The sequence below is a fragment of the Dyadobacter sp. CY351 genome (assembly GCF_021502625.1).
Classification (GTDB): domain Bacteria; phylum Bacteroidota; class Bacteroidia; order Cytophagales; family Spirosomataceae; genus Dyadobacter; species Dyadobacter chenhuakuii.
Genome location: NZ_JAKFFU010000004.1, coordinates 298,734 through 322,200, shown reverse-complemented (window position 1 = coordinate 322,200; position 23,467 = coordinate 298,734). Strand labels below are relative to the sequence as shown.

Here is a 23,467-nt window from a genome sequence, read left to right as displayed (position 1 = left end):
ACAGCCCTTCGGCTCCGCTCAGGGTGACAGGATAGCTAACATTCACTCATTCAATCATTCAACATTAAAAAAAGGTGGATTTACTAAGATTTATAACGGCAGGTTCCGTGGACGATGGCAAGAGTACGTTGATCGGACGCTTGCTTTACGATACAAAGAATATATTGGCGGATCAGATGGAGGCCATTGAGCGTGCGAGTAAGAGCCGCAATGTGGGGGAAATCGATTTGGCGTTGCTTACGGACGGCCTTCGTTCGGAGCGCGAGCAAGGCATTACTATTGATGTTGCCTACAAATATTTCCAGACGCCCAACCGCAAGTTTATCAGCATTGATGCGCCGGGACACATTCAGTATACCAGAAATATGGTTACGGGTGCTTCGAATGCAGATTTGGCTATTATTCTAGTTGATGCGCGTCATGGCGTTGTTGAACAAACCCGTCGCCATTCATTAATTGCTTCCATGTTGGGCATTCCGCATGTAATTGTGGCGATTAATAAGATGGATCTGGTTGGCAATTCGGAAGATGCGTTTTTGGAGATTGCGAAATCTTACCAGGAATTGGCTTCGAAATTGAATATCAAAGACCTGACATTAATTCCGGTTAGCGCATTGAATGGTGATAACATTGTGGACAGATCAGTGAACATGCCTTGGTATACTGGCGAAACATTGCTTTCTGTTTTGGAAAATGTCAATGTTTTGAAAGATCAGAATCAGGAAGATGGCCGTTTCTCGGTTCAATATGTGATCCGCCCTCAAACGGACGAGTTGCACGATTACCGCGGATATGCGGGACGTGTGCAAAGCGGAACATTCAAAAAAGGTGATTTGATCAAAGTTTTGCCTTCGGAAACCGAATCCAGGATTGCTAAAATCGAATTTGGCGGAAACGAAATTGAGGAGGCCTCTGTTTTAGAATCTGTGACGATCTTGCTGGAAGACGACGTGGACATCAGCCGCGGCGACACCATTGTTTCGGTCACCAATTCACCGATTGTAAGCCAGGATATTGAGGCGCTCGTGTGTTGGATGGACGATAAAAAGACATTAAAAGCGGGCAATAAATATGTATTACAGCACGGAACAGCGAGATCGAGATGTTCTATCCGCGACATTGAATACCAAATTGACATTAACTCCTACGAAAAGCTGGATGAGGTTGATAGCCTGAAACTGAATGACGTTGCCAGAATTGTATTAAGAACAGCACAACCCATCGCCTACGACCCATATCAGAAAAACCGCGCGAATGGCGCAGCAATCCTGATCGACGAAACGTCAAATGTGACCGTAGGAGCTTGCATGATCGAATAAAAGAAATTATCACCATGAGCGAAATATTGATTTCTGACAAAGTATCCGCTGTTGCGAAGCGCGATATCATTGATTTGAACCAAAAAATCAATGCATTTAACACGGGCGAAACACCCGAGGAAGCATTCCGTAAGTTCAGGCTTACACGCGGAGTTTATGGCCAGCGCCAGCCAGGCGTTCAAATGATCCGTATCAAGCTGCCTTACGGTCGCATTACGGCGGACCAGCTTGTCAGGATCGCGGACACTTCCGACAAATTTGCAACGGGTAACCTGCACGCAACCACGCGCCAGGACATTCAGTTGCACTTTGTAAAACTTTCCGATTCGCCGCAATTGTGGGCCGATCTTGAAGACGCAGGCATTACATTAAAAGAAGCTTGCGGAAACACCATTCGGAACGTAACGGCGTCTTCGATTGCCGGAATCGACCCGGACGAGCCTTTTGACGTGACGCCGATCACGCATTCCATATTCAGCTATTTCCTCCGCAACCCAATTAATCAGGATATGGGACGGAAGTTCAAAATTGCCGTTTCTTCTTCTGAAAAAGATTCAGCGTTGGCATTCATTCATGACGTTGGCCTTATTGCCAAAATGGGCGTGAACGAAGCGGGCGAAACAGTGAAGGGTTTCAAAGTGTTGATTGGCGGCGGATTGGGCGCACAGCCTTTTTCTGCACAAACCGCTTTTGAATTCCTTGAAGAAGATAAAGTAATTCCTTTCATTGAAGCATTGCTCCGCGTTTTTGACCGTTACGGAGAGCGCGTGCGTCGTCATAAGGCGCGTATGAAGTTTCTTTTGGCTGACATCGGTTTGGAAGAAATGATGGCGAGGGTTGAGGAACAACGAGTTGCTGTTAAAAATAAAGTCTTTACAATCCCAGAAGATCTGTTTGGAACGAAAGATGCTGAATCCATCACTTTCGCTCCACGCCCTTCTCTGACAGAAGCTGAAATCCTGAACATTGCTTCTCAAAGCATTGAAGCGGATAAGCTTGATATTTTTACAAAATGGTTAAGAACCAACACTTTTGAACAAAAACAAAAAGGCTGGTATGCTGTTCAGTTGCGCGTTCTTTTGGGCGATATGCATTCCGATACAGCGCGTCAGCTTGCGGATCTGGTTCGTCAATATGCTGCCGATGACATTCGTGTGACGGTTAATCAGGGTTATATTCTTCGTTTTTTAAAAGGTGAAGACTTGGTTGCGCTTTATCATGAATTGGCAAAATTGGGACTTGCAGCGCCTGGTTTTGACAGCACGATGGACATTACAACTTGCCCGGGAACGGACACTTGTAACCTGGCTATTTCAAGCAGCTACGGAATTACGCGCGTGCTGGAAGATGTAATGCGTGACGAATTCCCTGAAATGATTTACAATCAGGATATTAAGATCAAAATAAGCGGATGTATGAATGGCTGCGGCCAGCACAATGCGTCCAACATCGGTTTCCACGGAAGCTCTATCAAAAACGGCAAGCTGGTTTTGCCCGCATTGCAGGTTTTGCTGGGCGGTGGATTTACTGGTGACGGCATTGGTTTGATCGGTGATAAAGTGATCAAAGTTCCTACCAAACGCGGCCCGGAGGCTTTACGCACGATATTTAATGATTTTGAAGCCAATGCATACGACGGCGAATATTTCAACCAATATTACCAGCGTCAGACCAAAAATTACTTCTTCCAATTGCTGAAACCGATTGCAGACCTTACCACTTTGCAAGACGACGATTACCGCGACTGGGACCACGACGAATTGTTCAAAACAGAAATCGGGGTTGGAGAATGTGCGAGTGTGCTGGTGGATCTTGTGGCTACGACCATCACAGAAGGACAGGAAAAATTGAATCTTGCCAAAGAAAACTACGAATCAGGAATCTGGGCGGATGCGATTTATCATGCTTATAATGTGCTGATCACAGGCGCGAAAGGTTTGTTAATGACCAAAGACGTGACTTTAAACACGCAGTATGGCATCGTGAATGACTTCGAAACGCATTTCGGACAGGACTTCAAATATGAAACACCAGCTGAATTCGCCCGCGAAGACAGAGCAGAAGCGCCATTCCGTTCATTGGCATTTAGCATCAATCATTTCGAGCCTACACAGGAATTTGCGACTTACTTCCTGAGCAAAGCAGAAGAATTCCTGAATTTCGTTCGCAATACACGTGAATCACAATTGGTTGAAACGGGCGAGCCTGTTTTGCAAGAATTGTCATTCGGAAAAGATAGTTAAAATGGCTGTTGATTTTCGGCTTACAGGAATCGAACATTAGTTTGATCACTGTAAGCCGAAAGCCAAGCCGTCCAAAGATATGAAACTTACACTCATCGGTGCCGGGCCGGGCGATCCGGATCTGATCACCTTGAAAGGGGTTAAAGCGTTACAAACAGCAAAAGTGGTTTTGTACGACTCCCTCGCCCACCCTTCCCTGCTCGATTATTGTCCTGAAAACTGCGTTAAAATTCTGGTCGGCAAGCGTTTTGGTAAAACCAGCTGTGCCCAGGACGACATTAATGCGCTTATCGTTGAGAACGCACGTATTTATGGTGAAGTTGTCCGCTTGAAAGGCGGCGATTCATTCATTTTCGGTCGGGGTTATGAAGAGGTTGTTTATGCTGCGCAATTCGGCATTGAATCAGAAATTATCCCCGGCATCTCCAGCAGTTATGCAGCTCCGGCATTAGCTGGCATCCCATTGACTTCGAGAGGATTAAGCGAAAGTTTTTGGGTCATTACCGGCACAACAAAACAGCATGCGCTTTCCAATGATGTGCATTTGGCCGCACAATCCACGGCAACTGTCGTTATCCTGATGGGCTTGCATAAGCTGAACGAAATTGTTTCTATTTATTCAAACCTGAACAAATCGGACGAGGCCATTTCCATCATTCAAAACGGCACATTAGCAAATCAAAAGGTCGTAACAGGCAAGATCAGCAACATTGCGGCATTGGCACAAGTGAGTGAAATTGCTTCTCCGGCTGTAATCGTGATTGGAAAAGTGGCTGCATTGCCCGATTTGAGCTATAAGCACATTGAACAACTGATGCAACACGCATCTGTTGCGAGTGAAGCGAATTAGAGCAGGCTCAGAATCCAATTGAAATCGATTCCACTCCCCTTTCCTTTAAATTCCAGGAAGTAAATAATCCCTGCCAGCACGACATAGCTGATAAACAGCCATTTTTTCTTCATCTCGTATTGGTCGTGATGATGAAAATAATCGTATACCATAGAAGCGGTGAAGCCGAAGATCATTAATGCGAATGACAAAAGGCCGCAATCCTGGCGGTAATGTTTGAACGTATGCAATGCAGGCGCGCCGAGAACGAGATACATCAGCCACATGCCGAATCCCATCCGATACAAATACATGCTCAGGCGACGATCATTCTTTATGTCAAATATTCCCTCCAAGACGTCGTTATTGAACTGGTTTTGAAACAGTGAATGTAACAAATTGCACGTACAAAAACCAGGATTTCATATAGATATAATATATACGTATTATTGCACTAAAATGTCTGCATGCAATTATTTGTCTCAAAATTTCTTTTTTTTATCCTAAATCAGGTTTCGAAGCTTTCCTGGAAAAACGCTTTCCGGCTTTCCGATTTTCTGCGCTGGTCTATTTTTAGCGTCGGCCGTTATCGCCGGGATGTGATCCGCGAAAATTTAAGAAACAGTTTTCCAGACAAAACGGATGCAGAGTTATCCCGCATAGCAAAAGATTTTCAGCTCCATTTTACAGATTTAATTGTTGAAACGCTCAAATTCCGCACGGCCAGCCCGGAATGTGTGCGCGAGCGGCTGCAAGGCGACATCAGCATTATGGACAAGTTTTATAATGATAAAACGAACATTATCTATCTGATGGGCCACCGCGGCAACTGGGAGCTTGCCAATCTGTTTTCGTCGCTTTGCTTCACGCACGAATGCATTGTGGTTTACCGGCCATTGCAGAATGAGGCTTCGGATCAATGGTTTATGGATCTCAGGACGCGTTTTGGTGCGAAACTGGTTCCTATGGATTGTATTTTTAAAGAGTTACAGAAGCCGCGAGACAAACCTTACGTCGTCGTGCTAGCTAATGATCAATCCCCTAATCCTAAAACTGCATTCTGGACCAGATTCCTGCACCAGGACACGGGCGTTTTCCGGGGCGTTGAGACCATTGCTCGGCGTTACAATCTTACGGTTCTTTATGCCGATTTCAGCAAAGTTGCCAACAAGCGCGGTTACTATCAGGTGGCTATTTCAACGATTACGGGATGTCCTAAGGAGGTGAAAAACAATGAAATTTTAGAAAAACAGCTTCGCATTTTGGAAAATGATATTCAATGTCAGCCGCATAACTGGCTGTGGAGCCATCGTCGCTGGAAACACAAGCGTCCCGCTTGCCTGAAACCAGAGCAAACTTTGAACTGATTCCCCTTCCATTTTTTGATTGCTAAGTCTCCGAAAAGTGACATTTTCCGGAACTATTTCTTTTGCAGAATTGCTTTTTCATTGCAATAGAATTCAATGCAATGAAAACACTTTCCACCCGACTATTGCTGTTCATGCTGACAGCGATCTCGAAGCTTTCGTGGAAAAAATTATATAAGCTTTCCGATATTTTCCGCTTCCTCATTTTTGACATTGGCCATTACAGAAAGCAGGTTATTTTCTCCAACCTCAAAAACAGTTTCCCTACTTACAGCGACGACACCATTGCCTGCATTGCGCGCCGTTATTACCGCAATTTCACCGACATTGTCTTTGAAACCATCAAGTTAAGGTCCATTTCTAAGAATGATCTGCTCGGTCGGTTTGAGTTGGAGACCGAATTGCTGGATCATTATTATGCGCAGCGGAAAAACGTCGTGGTCGTTTCCGGGCACCTGGGCAACTGGGAAATGCTCAACTTATTTGCTTCTGCCAAATTATCCTACCAAATTGTGGTCGTTTACCACGAGCTGGCCAACGAGATCTTTGAAGACTGGTTTAAGAAAGTAAGGACCAAGTTCGGGACGGAAATGGTGCCGATGAAAGAAGCGATGGTCCGCGCGATGGCGCCAAGGGAAAAACCGTTTCTATTTGTGTTGGTCAATGATCAGTCACCAAGTCCGGATAAGGCTTACTGGACCAATTTCCTGAACCAGGACACCGGGATTTTCAGAGGCGGCGAGCTGATTGCGAAGCGCCTGAATGCGCCGGTTTTGTACATGGGCATTTTACGGGATGAGCAAAAACGGGGACATTATCGCTCCTATTTCAAGCTGATCACCGAAAATCCGAAGAAAGAGCCGACGAACAACATTCTGCAAAGTCAGATCGAATATCTGGAAGAAGACATTAAGCGCCAGCCCGATAACTGGCTTTGGAGCCACAGACGGTGGAAACATGCAAGGCCGCAAAACCTGTTGCCATTTCAATTACGACAAGAAATAAAAAGTGAATAAACCTGTTAAAATCCTTATCCTCCGTTTCTCTTCCATTGGTGACATTGTGCTTACCACGCCGGTGATAAGGTGTTTGAAACAACAGGCTAATGTTGAAATTCACTATTTTACCAAATCAAAATTCGAATTTCTCCTTACCGACAATCCATATGTCGAAAAAATCTGGCTGCTCGACAAGGACATTAACCCTATCCTGAAACAGCTCAAAGCAGAACATTTCGATTACATCATTGACCTGCACGCAAACATCCGGACGCTGCGCATTAAGCTGGCATTGGGCGTTAAGGCATTTAGTTTTGATAAATTAAATGTGCTGAAATGGCTGCGGACCACATTCAAGGTCGATTATTTGCCGGATATTCACATTGTCGACCGATATACGGACACCTTAGGCGCATTTAATGTGATGAATGACGGGCAAGGGCTGGATTATTTCATTCCCTATAAAGACAATGTGGAAACCAGCTGGCTTCCTGTGACGCACCAACAAGCATTTGTAGCATATGCTATTGGTGGACAGCATAATACAAAGAAACTGCCGGTCGCGAGAATGATTGAGCTTTGCAGGAAAATCAATTTCCCAACCGTGCTTTTGGGCGGGAAAGAAGATTTTGAAGCAGGCGAAGAAATCAGGAAAGCTGTTGGCGACGAGTTAATACTGAATGCTTGCGGAAAATACAATTTCAATCAATCCGCATCATTGATCCAAAAATCGCTGATCGTGTTCTCACATGACACGGGATTGATGCACGTGGCTGCTGCATTTAAGAAAAAAGTGTATTCGATTTGGGGAAATACCATTCCGGGTTTTGGGATGTATCCTTATAAAACGGCATTTGAAGTTTTAGAAAACAACAACCTCAAATGCCGGCCCTGCTCCAAGATCGGTTATAAAGCTTGTCCGCAAAAACACTTCAAATGCATGAACGAGCTGTCCTTCGACTTCCCGATCAAAGAACTACCCGGGGACAATTAATGTTAAAATAGCTGAACATTCAGATCACAAACGACCATTCATGAATAAAAAGGTAAACATTGGCATCGTCCAGATGAGCTGCACGGAAGACGTGGAAGCGAATTTCCAGAAAGCTGTGCAGGGCATCCGGGATGCTGCGGCGAAGGGCGCCAACATTGTATGTCTTCAAGAACTTTTCCGCTCGCTGTATTTCTGCGATGTGGAAGATCATAAAAATTTCCTCCTGGCCGAGCCGATTCCTGGTCCTTCCACGGAGTCGTTAAGTTCGTTGGCGAAGGAACTCGGCGTGGTGATCATTGCCTCCCTTTTTGAAAAACGGGCACATGGTTTGTATCATAACACCACGGCGGTTCTGGATGCGGACGGCGCTTATCTGGGCAAATACAGGAAAATGCACATTCCGGATGATCCGGGTTATTACGAGAAATTTTATTTCACACCCGGTGATGCAGCCATGGGCGAGTCCGTGGGTGAAGCTGGTGACAAAGATGGTTACCGCGTTTTTGATACAAAATTTGCAAAGATCGGTGTGCTCATTTGCTGGGATCAATGGTATCCCGAAGCAGCCCGCATTACGAGCTTGATGGGCGCTGAAATTTTGTTTTATCCAACGGCGATCGGCTGGGACACCAACGAAACTGACCCGGTTATTAATGAAGAGCAATATGGCGCGTGGCAAACCATTCAGCGCGGCCATGCCGTTGCGAATGGCGTTTACGTCGTTGCTGTTAACCGGACAGGCCGCGAAGTGGACCAGCAATTCTGGGGCGGATCATTCATCGCCAACCCGCAAGGCCGCTTGCTTTATCTCGCGCCGCACGAAGAGGAAGTAACGCATGTAGAAGAACTCGACTTGCAAAAGCTGGATTTTTACAGAACAACCTGGCCATTCCTGCGAGACCGCCGCATTGATTCCTACAAGCCAATCCTGAAACGCTATATCGACTAGCAGTTACCAATTAATATAATTATTCTTAGATAAATAAAAAGAGGACTTCCTAACGGGAGCCCTCTTTTTGCATTTTTGCAATATTTCCCAGACTAAGTTCAAAAATCAACATTTGTAACCGCAATTTTATTTAAAATAATAACATCAGGTTCATAATAATCTCAATTATAGACAATTATTTGTCTGAATTTAAAATTTAAGTCTAGCAGATAAATAGAGATTCTGTGGAAACGGGAAATTTAAACTTAATATAAAATTATTACCAAAACATTTTATAACCGTTTTAAATGACCAATTTTTATTGCAAAAAACTTCAATAATTAAGTTTATTCTCTTGCATTATTTCACATTGTCAGTATATTTGAGAAGTCGTTAAACGAATGACTGAACTTCTTAAAAGCAGATGTATTCCAGCCGCACATGAATATATCTGTCTGTATCAGGAGGAAGATTGAATAGATCCGGCTGCGATAACCAAACGCATCCGGCAGGTTCTATCCAGGTACAATATAATTTTTTCAATAACAGGTTTACCAGGAACACCGTGGACAGGCAAATGTCTGCGCTAGGATTGCTTTGTTTTTGCCTAAGCGCGAAATGCTGTCTGTCCTCGATTTAAGAGGGTATTGCTTTCCGGAAAAGCAGTTTTGCAAGCTTATGGCTGTGTTGTTCTGTCCACGCGAAAGTGTGTGCGGCGCACGGCAACGTGGACACCACACAGCCATAACTTTTTTCTACTCCGATTACTGATACCTAACAACAATTTAACTCATCTTCTCCCATGCGTAAAGTTCTACTCTTATTATTATGGGCCTCTCTTACTGCTCCGCTTGCCTACGCTCAGGTGCGTCAGATCAGCGGGAAAATTACAGCAGCAGACGATGGCCTCGGACTTGCAGGCGCCTCTATCATATTCAAAGGAACCAATGTGGGTTCAAATGCAGATGCAGACGGAAAATTCAGTTTCTCTGTCCCGGGTGACGGAATTCTTGTGGTTTCTTATGTTGGTTTCTTAATTAAAGAACTGCCCATCGGCAACCAGACCCAATTTGACATAAAACTTGACGCCGATACACGCCAGCTTGCCGAAGTGGTGGTTACTGCTTTTGGTATAGAACGTGAGAAAAAAGCATTGGGCTACACAGTCCAGGAAGTAAAAGGAAGCTCACTAACAGAATCGCGGTCCACGAATGTGGCCAATGCATTATCGGGAAAAATTGCCGGTGTGCGTGTACAATCCAATGGCGGCCCGGGCAGCAGCTCGACCATCCAGATCCGCGGATCTTCTTCGGTTTCAGGCAATAATCAGCCGCTGATCGTCATCGACGGTGTTCCTATGGAACAAACTGCCAACAAAACACTGGGTGGCGGAATTTCAGAAGTTAACCCGGACAACATTAAAGAAATGTCTGTGCTTAAAGGCCCTAATGCAGCTGCATTGTACGGATCTCGCGCAGCCAATGGGGTTATTTTGATCACAACAAAAAACGGACAAGGAACAAAAGGATTGGGTGTTGAAGTAAATTCAAACATTACATTCGAACGTCCCTGGATCAAACCGGATTTCCAAAACACATACGGCGGCGGAAGCGGTTACCGGACCTGGTATAATGACGGATGGAGCTCCTCTATCACGGATCCTGCGCAAATCGCACAATACAGAGCTGTTTATGACGCAAGATATCCTCTCGCTGGCTCAGAGGGAACGGATGAAAGCTGGGGAGCACCTATGGATGGCCGTATGGTGAGACAGTGGTGGACTGGTGACGATGTTGCACCACTGACTCCTCAGCCTAATAACTGGGAAGAATACTGGCAGACAGGCCGCACGATTACTAACTCGGTGGCACTTTCAGGTGGAAACGACAAAGGCTATTTCCGTTTGGGACTGAGCCGGGTGGATCAGAAAGGGATCATGTATTACAATGATTTCCACAGAAATAACTTCCGCATTAACTCGGGATATAATCTGACGAAAAACATCAGCGTAACATTATCAGGAGAGTATATCAAATCGGGCTCCGACAACCGCAGCTATGCAGCTGGTCAGGAGTTTATCTGGTCTCACCGGTCAGTTTCATGGGATCAGCTCCGCAATTACGAACAATATGCTGATGTGCATAACCAGAAAGCCGGCGACACAGATCCAGCAAACTGGCAGCATACATTCTTCACAAACCCTTATTTTTCTCAGCTAAAAATGCCTTCCGGCAATGAGAAAGACAGGTTGCTAGGGAACATTGCTTTGAACTACAAAATCCTGCCTTCCCTTTCCTTAATGCTTCGCTCAGGAACGGATTACTGGTCAGATACGCGTATCAATGTGACCAACTTCCTTCGCGTTCGTAATGGTACAAGAACGCCGGGACGGTTCAACGAGGAAGTGCTTCGCAGCCAGGAAACTAACACGGATTTCATGCTGACTTACAATAAAAACATTACAAGTGATTTTGGCGTGAATGTCCAGCTGGGCGGAATCCAGCGTAAAAATTATTACAAGAGAAATTACTTTGCTGTGGGTGAAATGGTTGTGGACGGCCTTTATAACGCAGGAAACTCTGTACCGAGCGCCAACACCATTGAAAGTAAAATCGAAGAATCGGAAACACAAAGCTTGTTCGGAACGGCGAACTTCTCGTGGAGAGACGGCCTGTTTCTTGACCTTACTGCCAGAAATGACTGGTCAAGCACATTGCCTTCCAATGCACGCTCCTACTTCTATCCCTCGGCTTCTTTGAGCGCTGTGGTTACGGAATTGTTTGATGTGAAAAGCAATGTCCTCTCGTTTGGCAAGATCCGCGCGAGTTATGCCCAGGTTGGAAACGACGCCCTGCCTTATCAGCTTGCCCAAACATTCACAGCGAGCGGTTCATGGAATGGAGCAGTGCCTAAGTTCGCTGAGAACATTCAGATCGCTAACGCTAACCTGAAACCAGAGATCACAACTGGTCTTGAACTAGGTGCTGACCTGCGTTTCTTCAAAGGAAAAGTGGGATTGGATGTGACCTATTACGACCAGACTACAAAAGACCAGATCCTGGGTGTTGAGATTTCAAAAGCAAGTGGTTATGACAAGAGAATCCTGAATGCAGGAAAGATCACCAACAAAGGCGTTGAAGTAACATTGTCCGGAACGCCTGTCAAATTGTCGAATGGTTTCAGCTGGGAAGTTTCTTTGAACTATGCCCGTAACCGCAACAAAGTGGTGGAGCTGGCAGAAGGACTGACGACCTACACATTGGCCACACAACGCGGCATGACCTCAGAAGCACGTGTTGGGGAATCTTACGGAACATTCTACGGTGTGGGATTCCAGAAATCACCGGACGGACAAACAGTTTACGGAGCAAACGGCTTACCGGTTACAGCTTCCAATCAAAAACTGGGTAATGTTCAACCCGACTGGATCGGCGGAATGCTTAACACATTCAACTATAAGGGCTTCTCTCTAAGTGCATTGGTTGATGTGCGCATCGGCGGAGACATTTATGACGAAGGAACAGGAACAGCGCGCTGGACAGGTCAGTATGCAGAAACTGCATTGGGCCGTGAAGAAGGTGTGATTGGCAAAGGCGTTCGGGAAGTTACGGGAGCGGATGGGTCTAAATCCTACATTCCTAATGACATTATCGTAACAGCAAACCAATTGTACGGTTACAGCAATCCGCGTAACTATCACGAATCAGCGATTTTTGATGCGAGTTATGTAAAGCTGCGCGAGGTCTCCCTGGGCTACAGTATCAGCCCTTCATTTCTGAAAAGAATCAAAATTCAGTCTGCAAAGCTTTCAGTAGTAGGACGTAACGTGTGGATGATCTTCAAAAATACACCGCACATTGATCCTGAAATTGATGCAAAAGGAGCCAACGGACAAGGTTTCGGTTACGGCGAGCTGCCTAGCTCACGCAGCGTGGGTATGAACCTGTCATTGTCATTCTGATCCAGTTAACTGACCTTAAAGAATCTGAAAAATGAGAAATATATTAAATCATAAAACCATTTGGATGACGGCGCTTGCAGGGATTCTTACTGCATCGAGCTGCACCAAAGATTTTGATGAAATGAATACAAGTCCGAACAGCCCCACGGCCATTGGACCACAGTATTTGCTTCCTACCGGCATTGAAACCGCCATCGACCGTTACTGGGGGCACCGCACCCGTTTCGAACGGATCAACATCGATGCAGCCGAGCTTTATGTGCAGCATTTGACGCGTAATATTTATTCCAATGAAGGCGATGACTACACGGTTTCACCTGCATTGGTTGCCAATAACTGGAAAGGATTTTACAACGATTCGCAACTCAATTTCCAACGCATCATTACGATGAGCGGCGAAGGATCGGCCAATCCGCACTCCAACTATGAAGGCGTCGCATTAGTAATGCGCACCTGGGTATTCTCCTTACTGACAGACCTTTACGGAGCTATTCCCTACAACGATGCGATCAATGGAACAGCAGATTCGCCTGTTTACACGCCAAAATACGACGCTATGGAAGTGGTTTACGCAGGAATGCTGAACGACCTGAAAATGGCCAACGAAAAACTGGTTGTAGGCGGCCCGGCCGTTGCGGGTGACATTATGTATGGAGGTGATATCCTGAAATGGAAAAAATTCGCAAATTCGTTGCGCCTTCGCCTTGCGAACCGTCAGGCTGCGAAAAAACCTGCTGAGTCCAAAGCCATTATGACCGAGATCGTAAGCGACGCGAAAAAATTCCCGATTTTCACCAGCAACGCAGACAATGCTCAGCTGAACTGCACGGCGGTTCTGCCTAGTAACAACGAGTGGAACCAGGTGATGAAGCAGGATGGCCGCACCGACTGGAACATCAGCAAAACGCTGGCTGACAAGATGAATGCACTGGACGACAGCCGCATCAAGGTGTATGCCAACCCAAACAAAGACGGCAAATACGAAGGCCACCCAAACGGCCTGCCTGACGCGATCGCCACCACTTACCTGGCAACAAGCTCCACCATTGGCGATGCATTTACCAAAATGGATGCCCCCGAAGTAATCATGACATTTGCCGAATTGAATTTTATCCTGGCCGAAGCAGCATTGGACGGCGAGATCACTGGCAGCCCTAAGACATATTTTGATGCCGGCATCGCCGCTTCATTTGCACAATATGGCTTAACACCTCCTGCATCATTCATTACCAAACTCGGCGCCGTGACGCGGGAAAAAGTATTGGAGCAAAAGTGGGTAGCATTGTTTGCACAGGGTGTTGAAGCCTGGGCAGAATGGCGCAGAACCGGAATCCCGGTGTTTCCGGCACCAGACCCGCGCGCAGTGTTGCAAAACGGAGGCATCCTGCCCACCCGCTTCCCCTATCCCAACTCGGAATATTCACTGAATGCTGAGTCGGTAAAAGCAGGAGAAGGCCTGAACGGCGGCCCTAATGACATGAAAACCAAGCTTTGGTGGGTAGAAAAGTAATCGGGTTATCATCCAAAAAACGCATTTAGAATCGAGATTATGAAAAATATCAAGACATACATTCCCGCTCTTTGCCTCGCGCTTACGCTTTCGCTGGGGATGACCTCGTGCAAAGAAGAAGATCCGTTCCTGGACGTAGACGTGGCACCCGTGCTGGTGGACATTGTTGGCGCAGCATTCGGCGCGCCCATTGCCAGCGAGCCCACCGTGGGTTACCAGTTAACTGCACCCAAGCTTACCCTTTCGGCCAGGTTACTGGAACTCGACAAGACCAACATTCTTGACCATACCAAAGGCATCGATTCCATTCCCGTTCCAAATGTCGCGATCAAAATAACATTGCGCTCGGGAGCCGTTCTGGGCGAGGTCACTTCCAATGCACAAGGCCTTGTAACGATCGATAAAACCTGGGCTGAGCTGGGCGTACCAACACCCAAGGCAGGCGCGGTAACCAAAATTTCCTGGACGGGATCTTATAAAGGAATTGCGTTCACAAGGTTTTCTCAAATTCAAGCTAACTAACTCAAAATAAGCATAGTGTACAGGTAATTTTTTAATTATTCTGTATATTGTATCAAGGAATTTACCACAAATATTTATCGTCACATCTTTTCTAACCAATACAACAATGACTCAAAAAATGGACCGTCGAAATCTGTTAAAATCCGGTTTAATGGCAATCGGAGGAATGACTTTGGCACCGCATCTGAGCATGGGTGCATTCTCCAACACGCCGCTTAGTCTGGACCCTGAGAACCGCATTTTCCGCAGCCCAATGGTAAGAGAACATTTCTTGCCAAATGACTTCAAAGCACCGAAGATCATTGCGAAACTAAACTCCAATGAGAACCCATACGGGCCTCCTATGTCGGCGCAAAAAGCCGTTGCTGATTCTGTGAAGAACGGAAACCGTTACGCATGGAAAGAAATGTATGATCTGATTGATAAAATTGCCAAAAAAGAAGGCGTTCCGGCGGACCACATTATGATGGGACCGGGATCATCGGATCTTTTGGAAAAAGTGGCTTTGGTAACATTTATGAACGGAAAAGGAAACATTGTTTCGGCCGATCCTTGCTATATGTCGCTCGTTCAGGTTGCCAAATCCGTTGGCGCAACCTGGAAACCCGTTCCCTGCACAGCCGACTGGTCGCACGACCTGAAAGCCATGGAAGCAGCGATTGACAGCGAAACAAAACTGGTTTACGTTTGCAACCCAAACAACCCAACCGGCGCCATCACAAAAGGTCAGGATCTGGTAGATTTCTGCTCACGCGTTTCGGAAAAAGTGCCTGTATTTGTAGATGAGGCTTACATTGAGCTTGCTGTTGGTGCGGATACCAAAAGCATGGTTTCGCTTTTATCGCAAAAGAAAAATGTAATCGTAGCCCGCACGTTCTCCAAAATCATGGGAATGGCCGGAATCCGCGTAGGTTATATGGTGGCGCTGCCTACTTACCTGGCAACGATCAATAAGATCACACGTGGTGGAATGGGCATTTCTTACACGTCCATTTTCGCAGCGTCGGCAAGCATGGACGACAGCGCATTCCAGGATAACACCCGCAAACTGAACCACGAAGCGAAACTGTATCTATACGAAAACCTGGATAAACTGGGATACAAATACATTCCTTCTTATACCAACTTCGTACTCTTCCCGATCAGCATCACGGGTAAGGAACTCCTCACCAAGATGAGCGAAAAAGGAGTTGCCGTAAGGTCATTCGACATTCAAAACAAGCCCTGGTGCCGCGTCAGCATCGGAACGATGGATGAGATGAAATCCTTCGTCGGCGCGCTTAACCAGCTGAGCTAACATCACTTCGACTACGCTCAGTGTGACAGTGCTTGTCACACTGAGCGGACCGGGCGGCCGAAGTTCCATTGACCATTTAAATTAAGGCTAACAAAGCTTGTCTCGCTGAGCGTAGCAGGGCCGCCGGGCGGCCGAAGTGCTGTCACACTGAGCGTAGCCGAAGTGCCATTGACCATTCAAATTATTTTTGATCATGAGTGATGCATTGCAAAAAACTATAACACTCTTATTATTAATTGGATTGGGCCTTCTTTTGAAGTCCAAATTCAAAAACAAAGACCAGACAAATGGGATTAAGGAGATCATTTTGTCCGTTGCATTGCCGTCGACGATCTTTATTTCTTTGATGAAGATTGATATTGATTCCTCCATGATCATCATTCCGGTGGTGACGCTGGTTTTCAATTTCTTAATGTTTTTCTCGGCACCGCTTGCATTCTCATTGTTTGGTATTGAAAAAAACAGCCCGACGGGCAGGACGTTAATGATGCTCATCCCTTCACTCGCTCCCGGCCTGTCGTGTTTTCCGTTTATTGCGGAGTTTCTGGGCGAAAAAAGCCTTGCTATCGCTGCATTAGCGGATGTTGGAAATAAGTTTTTCGTGCTGATATCCCTGTACATTCTCGCGATGAACATGTTTCTGAAAAACAGTGATGATAAGGAGACAAAAATGGGTGGAAAGCTGAAAAGCCTGTTTGTGAGCATGTTTCAGGAGCCGATCAATATTCTCATTTTCCTGGCCATTATCCTTTTGAGCGTTGGTATTAATTACAACAGCCTGCCATTTGTGGTAACTGAAATTTTTGACAAAACCAGTGCTATGATGACGCCTCTTGTGCTTCTGTTCATTGGTCTGGCTGTACAACTTAAAGAGGGCAAAAAACGCATTGTAGCAAGCATTTTGTTCTTCCGTGCAGGCATTACTATGATCATCAGCGCGGGAATGATCTACGTATTGCACATTACGGACCTTTCCCTGATCTTGCTTGCCATCGTAATCCCGTTAAGTGCAGCTAGTTTCTGGCCGCTGGCGCATATTTCAGCGTTTAATTTGAGGGAAGATGCGAAAGGTTTGCCGAAAGAAAAAAGAACATTTGACCTGGAACTGGCTGTATTGCTGCTGGCATTCTCACTGCCATTTTCCACCATTCTGATCCTAGCTATTCTTTCGTCCGGCTCTTTCTTTGCGCATACATCTACGCTGCTTACCTCCGGGATGATCTTTATTGTTCTGGGCGCACTGCCTAATGCTTTAAGTAAAGTTTTCGTCAAAGTTTCCAAAGCCTGATTTTCAATTGAAACTTACATTTATGCATAAGTTCGTCATTACGTCTGTCCTTGCCATCTTATCATTGAACCTGGTTGCCCAAACCAATATGACAACCGCTGACAATGTCAAGTCAGAAGTGACGATTAAAGTATCCAAAAAGAGCAAAAGACATAAATACTTTTCGGACAATGCGCCGGTTACAATGGCGGACGGAAGTGTGAAATCGATTGCAGATGTAAAGGTGGGTGAGCATGTTAAAACCTGTAAGGGAGGCAAAAGCATGGCTACGCAGGTGCGACAAATTGATGTGTATAACAAACCTGACTTTTCGTTAACGGCCATTTACCTGCGCCCTGCCGAAGGAATTGCCAACTATGATCCTAAAATGATCCCTGCGCTACTGCTGGAAGCAACGCCCAATCACCGCGTTCAGACCAGCAAAGGGAAGAAGCGGTTAAAACAACTTAGCAAGAATGACATTCTTTACCATTACGAGCCTTCTACGGGCATTGTATCATCCTGGAAAGTGGGTGCTGTAAAGCAAAATGCGCGCATTGTTTCAAAGGCGTATAACCTGGAAACAGAAGACGGCACTTACCTGGTAGACAATGTAATGGTTGCACAGTAACGTTTATTTACTCAATGATCTGAGCGGGATGCAGGCAACTGCGTCCCGCTTTTTGTTATACATTATCGCTTTGCAATTGCCAGTCACCAAAACCTTTCCGACCTTTGCACTCTAAAATGACTTCATATTATTGTGCCTGATATAAACACTTCATCGACGCCAGGGGAACTTGGTTTTACATTTCCAGCCGAATGGTTTCCACACCGCGCCACCTGGCTTACATTTCCGCATAATGAGGCTTCCTGGCAGGGTGAAAGGCTTGCTAAGATGCGTCCGCAATATCTGGCGTTTATCAAGGCCATCAGCCAGGGTGAAAATGTGGGAATTATTGCCAATGATGAAAACCTGAAAGCATTCATTTCCAAAGAGCTGGACCGGACCGGTGTTGACCTTTCTAAAATTGAATTTGTAATAAAACCCACCAATGATGCATGGTGCCGGGATCACGGGCCATCCTTCGTCATCAACGAGCAAACAAAACAGAAGGCGATCGTGGACTGGGGACATAATGCATGGGGAGGCAAATATCCGCCCTATGATGATGATAACCGCACGCCGAGAGCTGTCGCTGAATATTTAAATCTGCCTGTTTTCAATCCCGGCATCATTATGGAAGGCGGCGCCGTGGAATTTAACGGGGCAGGAAGTTTGCTGACGAGTAAATCGTGCTTACTAAACCTGAATAGAAATCCGCACTTGAATCAAAGCCAGATCGAAGAAACGTTGTGCCAATATTTCGGCGTCCAGCAGATTCTGTGGGTTGAAGGCGGCATTGTAGGCGACGACACCGACGGGCACATTGACGACACCACGCGTTTCATCAATGAAGACACCGTCATTGCCTGCGTTGAGCATGATCCCAATGATGAGAATTTCGAAATACTGCAAACCAATCTGCAAATGCTGAAAAACATGCGCTTGTTGAATGGTAAGCAACTGAATATCATCGAAATCCCAATGCCCAAAGCCGTCATCATCGACGGTTTCCGGACGCCTGGTTCCTATGCCAACTTCCTCATCAGCAATGCCGGCGTTATCACCCCGGTTTTCAACAATCCCAATGACCAGGTTGCCATAGATATTCTGGAAAAAGCATTTCCCGAGCGAAAGATCATCCCGCTTGAAGCCACTGAGATCATCTGGGGACAAGGAAGCTTCCACTGTCTAAGCCAGCAGGAGCCGCTGTTGTAGACACTCCTCCCCTCGGACTAAAGTCCGAGGCAAAACCAACAGCCGCTGACGCGGCTCACCAGCAAGTCGCTCAGCCGCGTCAGCGGCGACCCATCCTTACCCCCAGGTTTCAACCTGGGGAGAGGGAGGAAGACCCAAGGCTTCACTCACGGCGAAGCATTCGCCAGATCCGCCCACTCCTCAGGCTCGTGCAGGAACACATTATAATCTACAAAACCTCGGATCCCATCGGCCCAGCCTTTTTCGCTGTGCTGCCAGAAAAGCACGTGCGCGTCTGCGGCGAGGTCGTCCAGGTGCGTGCGGGAATAACCGGCCAGCCAGAGCGGATAATCATCGAAGTTCCCGGCAATGTATTTTTTGTAAAAATATTCATTGACGTAAATGATGGGTTTTACGCCATAATGCGCTTCAATTTGTTGCAGCCAGTTTTTTACACCTTTAATGATGATATCGTCCGGCTTTCGGGCGTGTGTTTCCAGGTCCAGGACAGGCGGGAGATCGCCCGGCTCCATCCGCACCTGCCCGATGAAGTTCTGGACCTGCCGGTCTGACATTACCCTTGGATTATAGAAATGATAAGCGCCCCGGCGCATCCCTACGCGCTTTGCTTCCGCCCAGTTGCGCTTGAATTGCCGGTCTAGATGCGTGGCGCCTTCCGTAGCCTTGATGTATACGAAATCAATCCCTACATTTTCAGAACGCGTTTTTTTCAGCTTATCCCAATTGATCTTTGCATTGTGGTGCGACACGTCGATGCCGTGAATGGCGTAGCGGAGCGGCAGCTTGATCCCAAACTTGGCGACGAACTCCCACTGATTCACATCCTTCTTATCTTTCCACCAGATGAGCGCGCCAATCAGAATAATCACCCCGGCAATAATCGCCCAGCCCTTAGCAGGCAACGGTTTCAAATAATTCACTTTGGCCGCCGAAGCCTTAACTTTCCTTTTCGCCATAAGCCGCAAAAGTACAAAAGATCGTTGTTTGACCTATCCTACCGCTCACTTTCCTATTAAACCACTCATGTACTATGCTATGCATAGTACCTGCCATCGCCGTATGTTTGTCATGTTCAAACGGGACAACAAGAGCCAAACTTTAAATTCTATTAGCCATGAAAACTTCAATCAGAACCTTCGTATTAGCCATTGCTTTCACCGCTTCCTTCGCTTTCAGTTCTTTCGCAGAGGATAAGGAGACCAAAAAAGTTACCGGATTTGGAACAGGCATATTCGTTGCCAAAAATCACAAGCTGTTCGTAAGCGTTGATAAATACAATGACGCAAACGCAATCATTCTGGTGACGGACAAAAAAGGAAAAACCATCTACCGCGAGCAATTGGGTAAAAAAGTTGACAAAATCAGAAAAGTATATGATTTGAACGACCTGCCTGCCGGAGACTACAACATTGAAATTTTCAGCGATGGCGAGAAGGTAACCAAAACCATTTCAGTGAGCGAGCCACACATTCAACGCTCGATCAGCCTTCGCTAAGCACAAAGAAAAATTTAGCCAGAAAAATAAAAGAAAGGGCCGCTGTTTCGCAACAGCGGCCCTTTCGCATTTATAAATCTGAATATTAAATCACAACATTCACAATCCGCTTTGGAACCACGATCACTTTCTTCGGAGCCTTACCTTCCATCCAGCGCTGAACCGTTTCGTCTGCCAAAACCTCCCGCTCAATATCGGAGACGGGCGTGTCCAATGCGAATGTAAGTGAAGCCCTCACTTTACCATTGATCTGGATCGGATATTCGAACACAGAGTCGGTAACGTGCTGCAATTCCCATTTCGGAAATGTTGCTTTTGAAACCATTCCCTTCTCATTACCGAGCAGATCCCACAATTCTTCACTGATATGCGGCGCATAAGGAGAAAGTAAAACGACAAGCTCCTGCAAAACTGCTTTGCTCTGACACTTAATCGCTCCCAATTCATTGACACAAACCATAAAAGCACTCACGGCAGTGTTGAACGAGAAGTTTTCAATATCCTCTTCAATTTTCTTGATCGTCTTATGCAGTATTTTCAGTTCTTCCGGTTTGGCCGGAATGTCCTTTACCATCCACTGCCCCGCATCATTATAGAACAATCGCCAAAGCTTGCGGATAAAGCGATAAGTCCCGTCTATCCCATTGGTATTCCACGGCTTAGCCTGCTCCAATGGCCCTAAAAACATTTCATACAAACGCAATGTGTCCGCGCCATAACGCTCCACAATGTCATCGGGATTCACGACATTAAACTTGGATTTGGACATTTTCTCCACTTCCACGCCGCACACATATTTGCCATCTTCCAGGATGAATGTTGGATTTTCACCCACAATATCTTTGCGTGTTGCTTTGAATTTTTCAACATCCAAAACATCATTTTCCACGATATTAACGTCCACATGCAGCGCTGAAACCTCATATTCCGAACGTAAACCTGCGCTTACAAAAACAGGACTGCTGTAATCATCGCCTTTTACCCGATACACAAAGTTGCTGCGTCCCTGGATCATTCCCTGGTTGATCAGCTTTTTAAACGGCTCTTCCTCAGGTACAAACCCGCGGTCTTTCATGAATTTGTTCCAAAAACGGCTGTATAGCAAATGTCCGGTTGCATGCTCGGTGCCGCCAATGTACAGATCCACATCGCGCCAGTAATCGATGGCTTCTTTGGAAGCGAATTCCTCCTGGTTTTTGGGATCCATATAGCGATACCAATACCAGCTGCTTCCCGCCCAGCCCGGCATGGTGCTTAGTTCGTAACCACTGCCCGAGCCATGCGCCCAATCCTGTGCGCGGCCCAAAGGCGGCTCGCCGTTCTCTGTTGGCAGATATTTGTCAACTTCCGGCAGGTTCAGTGGCAATTCGCCATTTTCTAATAAGTATGGAAGCGGCTGTCCGGTGCTGTCATTTTTATAAAAAACAGGCACAGGCTCGCCCCAGTAACGCTGACGGCTGAAAACCGCGTCGCGCAGACGATAATTGATCTTCCCTTTTCCGACTCCTTTTTCTTCAAGCCAGTTGATCAAAACTTTGTTGGCTTCGTGAAAAGTAAGGCCATTAATGATGCCCGAATTGATATAATGTCCTTCCTTGGTTGAATCTGCCTGCGTTTCGATTTCTTTTTGCGAATCCAAAATCGGAATGATCGGCAAATTGAAGTGCTGTGCAAAATTCCAGTCGCGCTGATCGCCGGATGGAACTGCCATGACAGCGCCCGTTCCGTAACCTGCCAGCACGTAATCGGCTATATAAACAGGGATTTTTTCATCATTAAAAGGATTCACTGCATAAGCGCCTGTGAATGCACCGGAAACCGTCTTCACGTCAGACATCCTATCGCGCTCGGACTTCTTTTTAGTCGTGGCAATGTATGCATCAATGTCTCCGCGCTGCCCGGGCGTAGTAATGATATCAACAAGTTCATGCTCAGGCGCAAGCACCATGAACGTAACGCCGTAAATGGTGTCAACGCGGGTGGTGAAAACTTCAATATTCTGCTCATGGCCATCGATGCCGAATTTCACAAGCGCTCCTACCGACCTCCCGATCCAGTTGCGCTGCTGCTCTTTCAGCGATTCCGTCCAGTCAACCGTGTCCAAACCGTCGATTAGCCGTTGTGCATAGGCAGTAATGCGCATCATCCACTGACGCATTAGTTTCTGAACTACAGGAAACCCACCTCTTTCGGAAACGCCGTCCTTTACCTCATCATTGGAAAGCACCGAACCAAGTCCTGCACACCAGTTTACCGTCGCATCCGCAACATAGGTAAGCCTGTATTTTAATGTCAGTTTATACTGATCTTCTTCTGACCAGCTATTCCATTCTTCGGCTGTAAAAATGGGCGTATCCTCATCGCAAGGCGCATTAACGCCTTTATTTCCACTTTTTTCAAAAATAGAGATCAATGACCCGATCGGCTCTGCCTTACCGGAATCGTTGTTATACCAGCTTTTAAAAAGCTCGGTGAAGATCCATTGCGTCCATTTGTAATAATCAGGTTCGGAAGTGCGCACTTCACGTTTCCAGTCGTAGCTGAAACCCAGATTTTTTAACTGCTCAATGTATCGCGTAATGTTCTGCTCCGTTGTGATGGCGGGATGCTGGCCCGTTTGGATCGCATATTGCTCGGCCGGAAGGCCAAAACTGTCGAATCCCATCGGGTGCAGCACATTAAAGCCTTTCAGCCTTTTATAACGGGAATAAATATCCGACGCAATGTATCCCAGCGGATGCCCCACGTGCAATCCGGCTCCCGAAGGATAAGGGAACATATCCAAAACATAATATTTGGGAAGCTCCGATTGGTTTTCAACCTGAAATGTGCCGTGGCTCTCCCAATATTGCTGCCACTTTTGTTCTATTTCCCGATGACTGTAATCACTCATAACTGTCTCTGTATTTCCTTAT

The 23,467-nt window shown here is 46.3% G+C and carries 18 protein-coding genes; 15 read left to right on the top strand and 3 right to left on the bottom strand.

Features of this window, described 5'->3' with window-relative positions; translation table 11 throughout:
- The first annotated feature begins 74 nt into the window (after positions 1-74).
- The 3 genes from L0660_RS10540 (at position 75) to cobA (ending at position 4,412) form a co-directional block, all read left to right on the top strand.
- Entirely contained in the window at positions 75-1,319 is a 1,245-nt protein-coding gene (locus L0660_RS10540) for a sulfate adenylyltransferase subunit 1 (RefSeq protein ID WP_235159433.1), read from the top strand.
- A 14-nt stretch (positions 1,320-1,333) separates the two neighbouring features.
- Positions 1,334-3,562 carry a HEPN domain-containing protein gene (locus tag L0660_RS10535; RefSeq protein ID WP_235159432.1) on the top strand — a complete coding sequence of 743 codons (2,229 nt, stop codon included), beginning with the start codon at positions 1,334-1,336 and terminating at the stop codon, positions 3,560-3,562.
- A 79-nt stretch (positions 3,563-3,641) separates the two neighbouring features.
- Positions 3,642-4,412 (top strand): uroporphyrinogen-III C-methyltransferase, encoded by a 771-nt coding sequence (gene cobA, locus L0660_RS10530; protein ID WP_235159431.1) that lies wholly within the window; start codon positions 3,642-3,644, stop codon positions 4,410-4,412.
- Here cobA and L0660_RS10525 read toward each other — a convergent pair.
- A complete protein-coding gene (locus L0660_RS10525) occupies positions 4,409-4,705 on the bottom strand; it encodes a hypothetical protein (protein ID WP_233797106.1) in 297 nt (98 codons plus the stop codon). The genes cobA and L0660_RS10525 overlap by 4 nt on opposite strands.
- Positions 4,706-4,858: 153 nt before the next feature.
- On the opposite strand from L0660_RS10525, the gene L0660_RS10520 reads away from it, so the two are divergent.
- The 11 genes from L0660_RS10520 to L0660_RS10470 all read left to right on the top strand — a co-directional run bounded on the left by L0660_RS10520 (position 4,859) and on the right by L0660_RS10470 (position 19,057).
- Positions 4,859-5,758 (top strand): lysophospholipid acyltransferase family protein, encoded by a 900-nt coding sequence (locus L0660_RS10520; RefSeq protein WP_235159430.1) that lies wholly within the window; start codon positions 4,859-4,861, stop codon positions 5,756-5,758.
- Positions 5,759-5,859: 101 nt separating this feature from the next.
- Entirely contained in the window at positions 5,860-6,774 is a 915-nt protein-coding gene (locus L0660_RS10515; RefSeq protein WP_235159429.1) for a lysophospholipid acyltransferase family protein, read from the top strand.
- A complete protein-coding gene (locus L0660_RS10510) occupies positions 6,767-7,750 on the top strand; it encodes a glycosyltransferase family 9 protein (protein ID WP_235159428.1) in 984 nt (327 codons plus the stop codon). Before L0660_RS10515 ends, L0660_RS10510 begins: the two co-directional genes overlap by 8 nt.
- A 40-nt stretch (positions 7,751-7,790) precedes the next feature.
- The gene (locus L0660_RS10505; RefSeq protein ID WP_255699229.1) at positions 7,791-8,699 is read left to right on the top strand and encodes a carbon-nitrogen hydrolase; all 909 of its coding nucleotides are present in this window, start codon (positions 7,791-7,793) and stop codon (positions 8,697-8,699) included.
- A 781-nt stretch (positions 8,700-9,480) separates the two neighbouring features.
- Positions 9,481-12,639, top strand: coding sequence for a SusC/RagA family TonB-linked outer membrane protein (locus tag L0660_RS10500; RefSeq protein ID WP_233797042.1), 3,159 nt, complete (start codon positions 9,481-9,483; stop codon positions 12,637-12,639).
- A 31-nt stretch (positions 12,640-12,670) separates the two neighbouring features.
- Positions 12,671-14,149, top strand: a complete 1,479-nt coding sequence (locus tag L0660_RS10495) for a SusD/RagB family nutrient-binding outer membrane lipoprotein (protein ID WP_233797043.1) — start codon at positions 12,671-12,673, stop codon at positions 14,147-14,149.
- A gap of 39 nt (positions 14,150-14,188) precedes the next feature.
- On the top strand, positions 14,189-14,671 hold the full coding sequence (locus L0660_RS10490; protein ID WP_233797044.1) for a hypothetical protein: 483 nt from the start codon (positions 14,189-14,191) through the stop codon (positions 14,669-14,671).
- A gap of 106 nt (positions 14,672-14,777) precedes the next feature.
- Positions 14,778-15,968 carry a histidinol-phosphate transaminase gene (locus L0660_RS10485; protein WP_026628192.1) on the top strand — a complete coding sequence of 397 codons (1,191 nt, stop codon included), beginning with the start codon at positions 14,778-14,780 and terminating at the stop codon, positions 15,966-15,968.
- A 253-nt stretch (positions 15,969-16,221) separates the two neighbouring features.
- Positions 16,222-17,256 carry a hypothetical protein gene (locus L0660_RS10480; RefSeq protein ID WP_235159427.1) on the top strand — a complete coding sequence of 345 codons (1,035 nt, stop codon included), beginning with the start codon at positions 16,222-16,224 and terminating at the stop codon, positions 17,254-17,256.
- Positions 17,257-17,278: 22 nt separating this feature from the next.
- The gene (locus L0660_RS10475; RefSeq protein WP_233797046.1) at positions 17,279-17,866 is read left to right on the top strand and encodes a hypothetical protein; all 588 of its coding nucleotides are present in this window, start codon (positions 17,279-17,281) and stop codon (positions 17,864-17,866) included.
- 132 nt (positions 17,867-17,998) lie between these two features.
- Positions 17,999-19,057 carry an agmatine/peptidylarginine deiminase gene (locus L0660_RS10470; protein WP_235159426.1) on the top strand — a complete coding sequence of 353 codons (1,059 nt, stop codon included), beginning with the start codon at positions 17,999-18,001 and terminating at the stop codon, positions 19,055-19,057.
- A 146-nt stretch (positions 19,058-19,203) separates the two neighbouring features.
- On the opposite strand, the gene L0660_RS10465 is transcribed toward L0660_RS10470, so the two are convergent.
- Positions 19,204-20,013 carry a glycoside hydrolase family 25 protein gene (locus L0660_RS10465; protein WP_233797048.1) on the bottom strand — a complete coding sequence of 270 codons (810 nt, stop codon included), beginning with the start codon at positions 20,011-20,013 and terminating at the stop codon, positions 19,204-19,206.
- Between the two features lie 158 nt (positions 20,014-20,171).
- On the opposite strand from L0660_RS10465, the gene L0660_RS10460 reads away from it, so the two are divergent.
- On the top strand, positions 20,172-20,552 hold the full coding sequence (locus tag L0660_RS10460; protein WP_235159425.1) for a hypothetical protein: 381 nt from the start codon (positions 20,172-20,174) through the stop codon (positions 20,550-20,552).
- 85 nt (positions 20,553-20,637) lie between these two features.
- Here the strand turns inward: L0660_RS10460 and leuS are convergent, their stop codons facing one another.
- Entirely contained in the window at positions 20,638-23,445 is a 2,808-nt protein-coding gene (gene leuS, locus L0660_RS10455) for a leucine--tRNA ligase (protein WP_235159424.1), read from the bottom strand.
- Between the last annotated feature and the right edge of the window lie 22 nt (positions 23,446-23,467).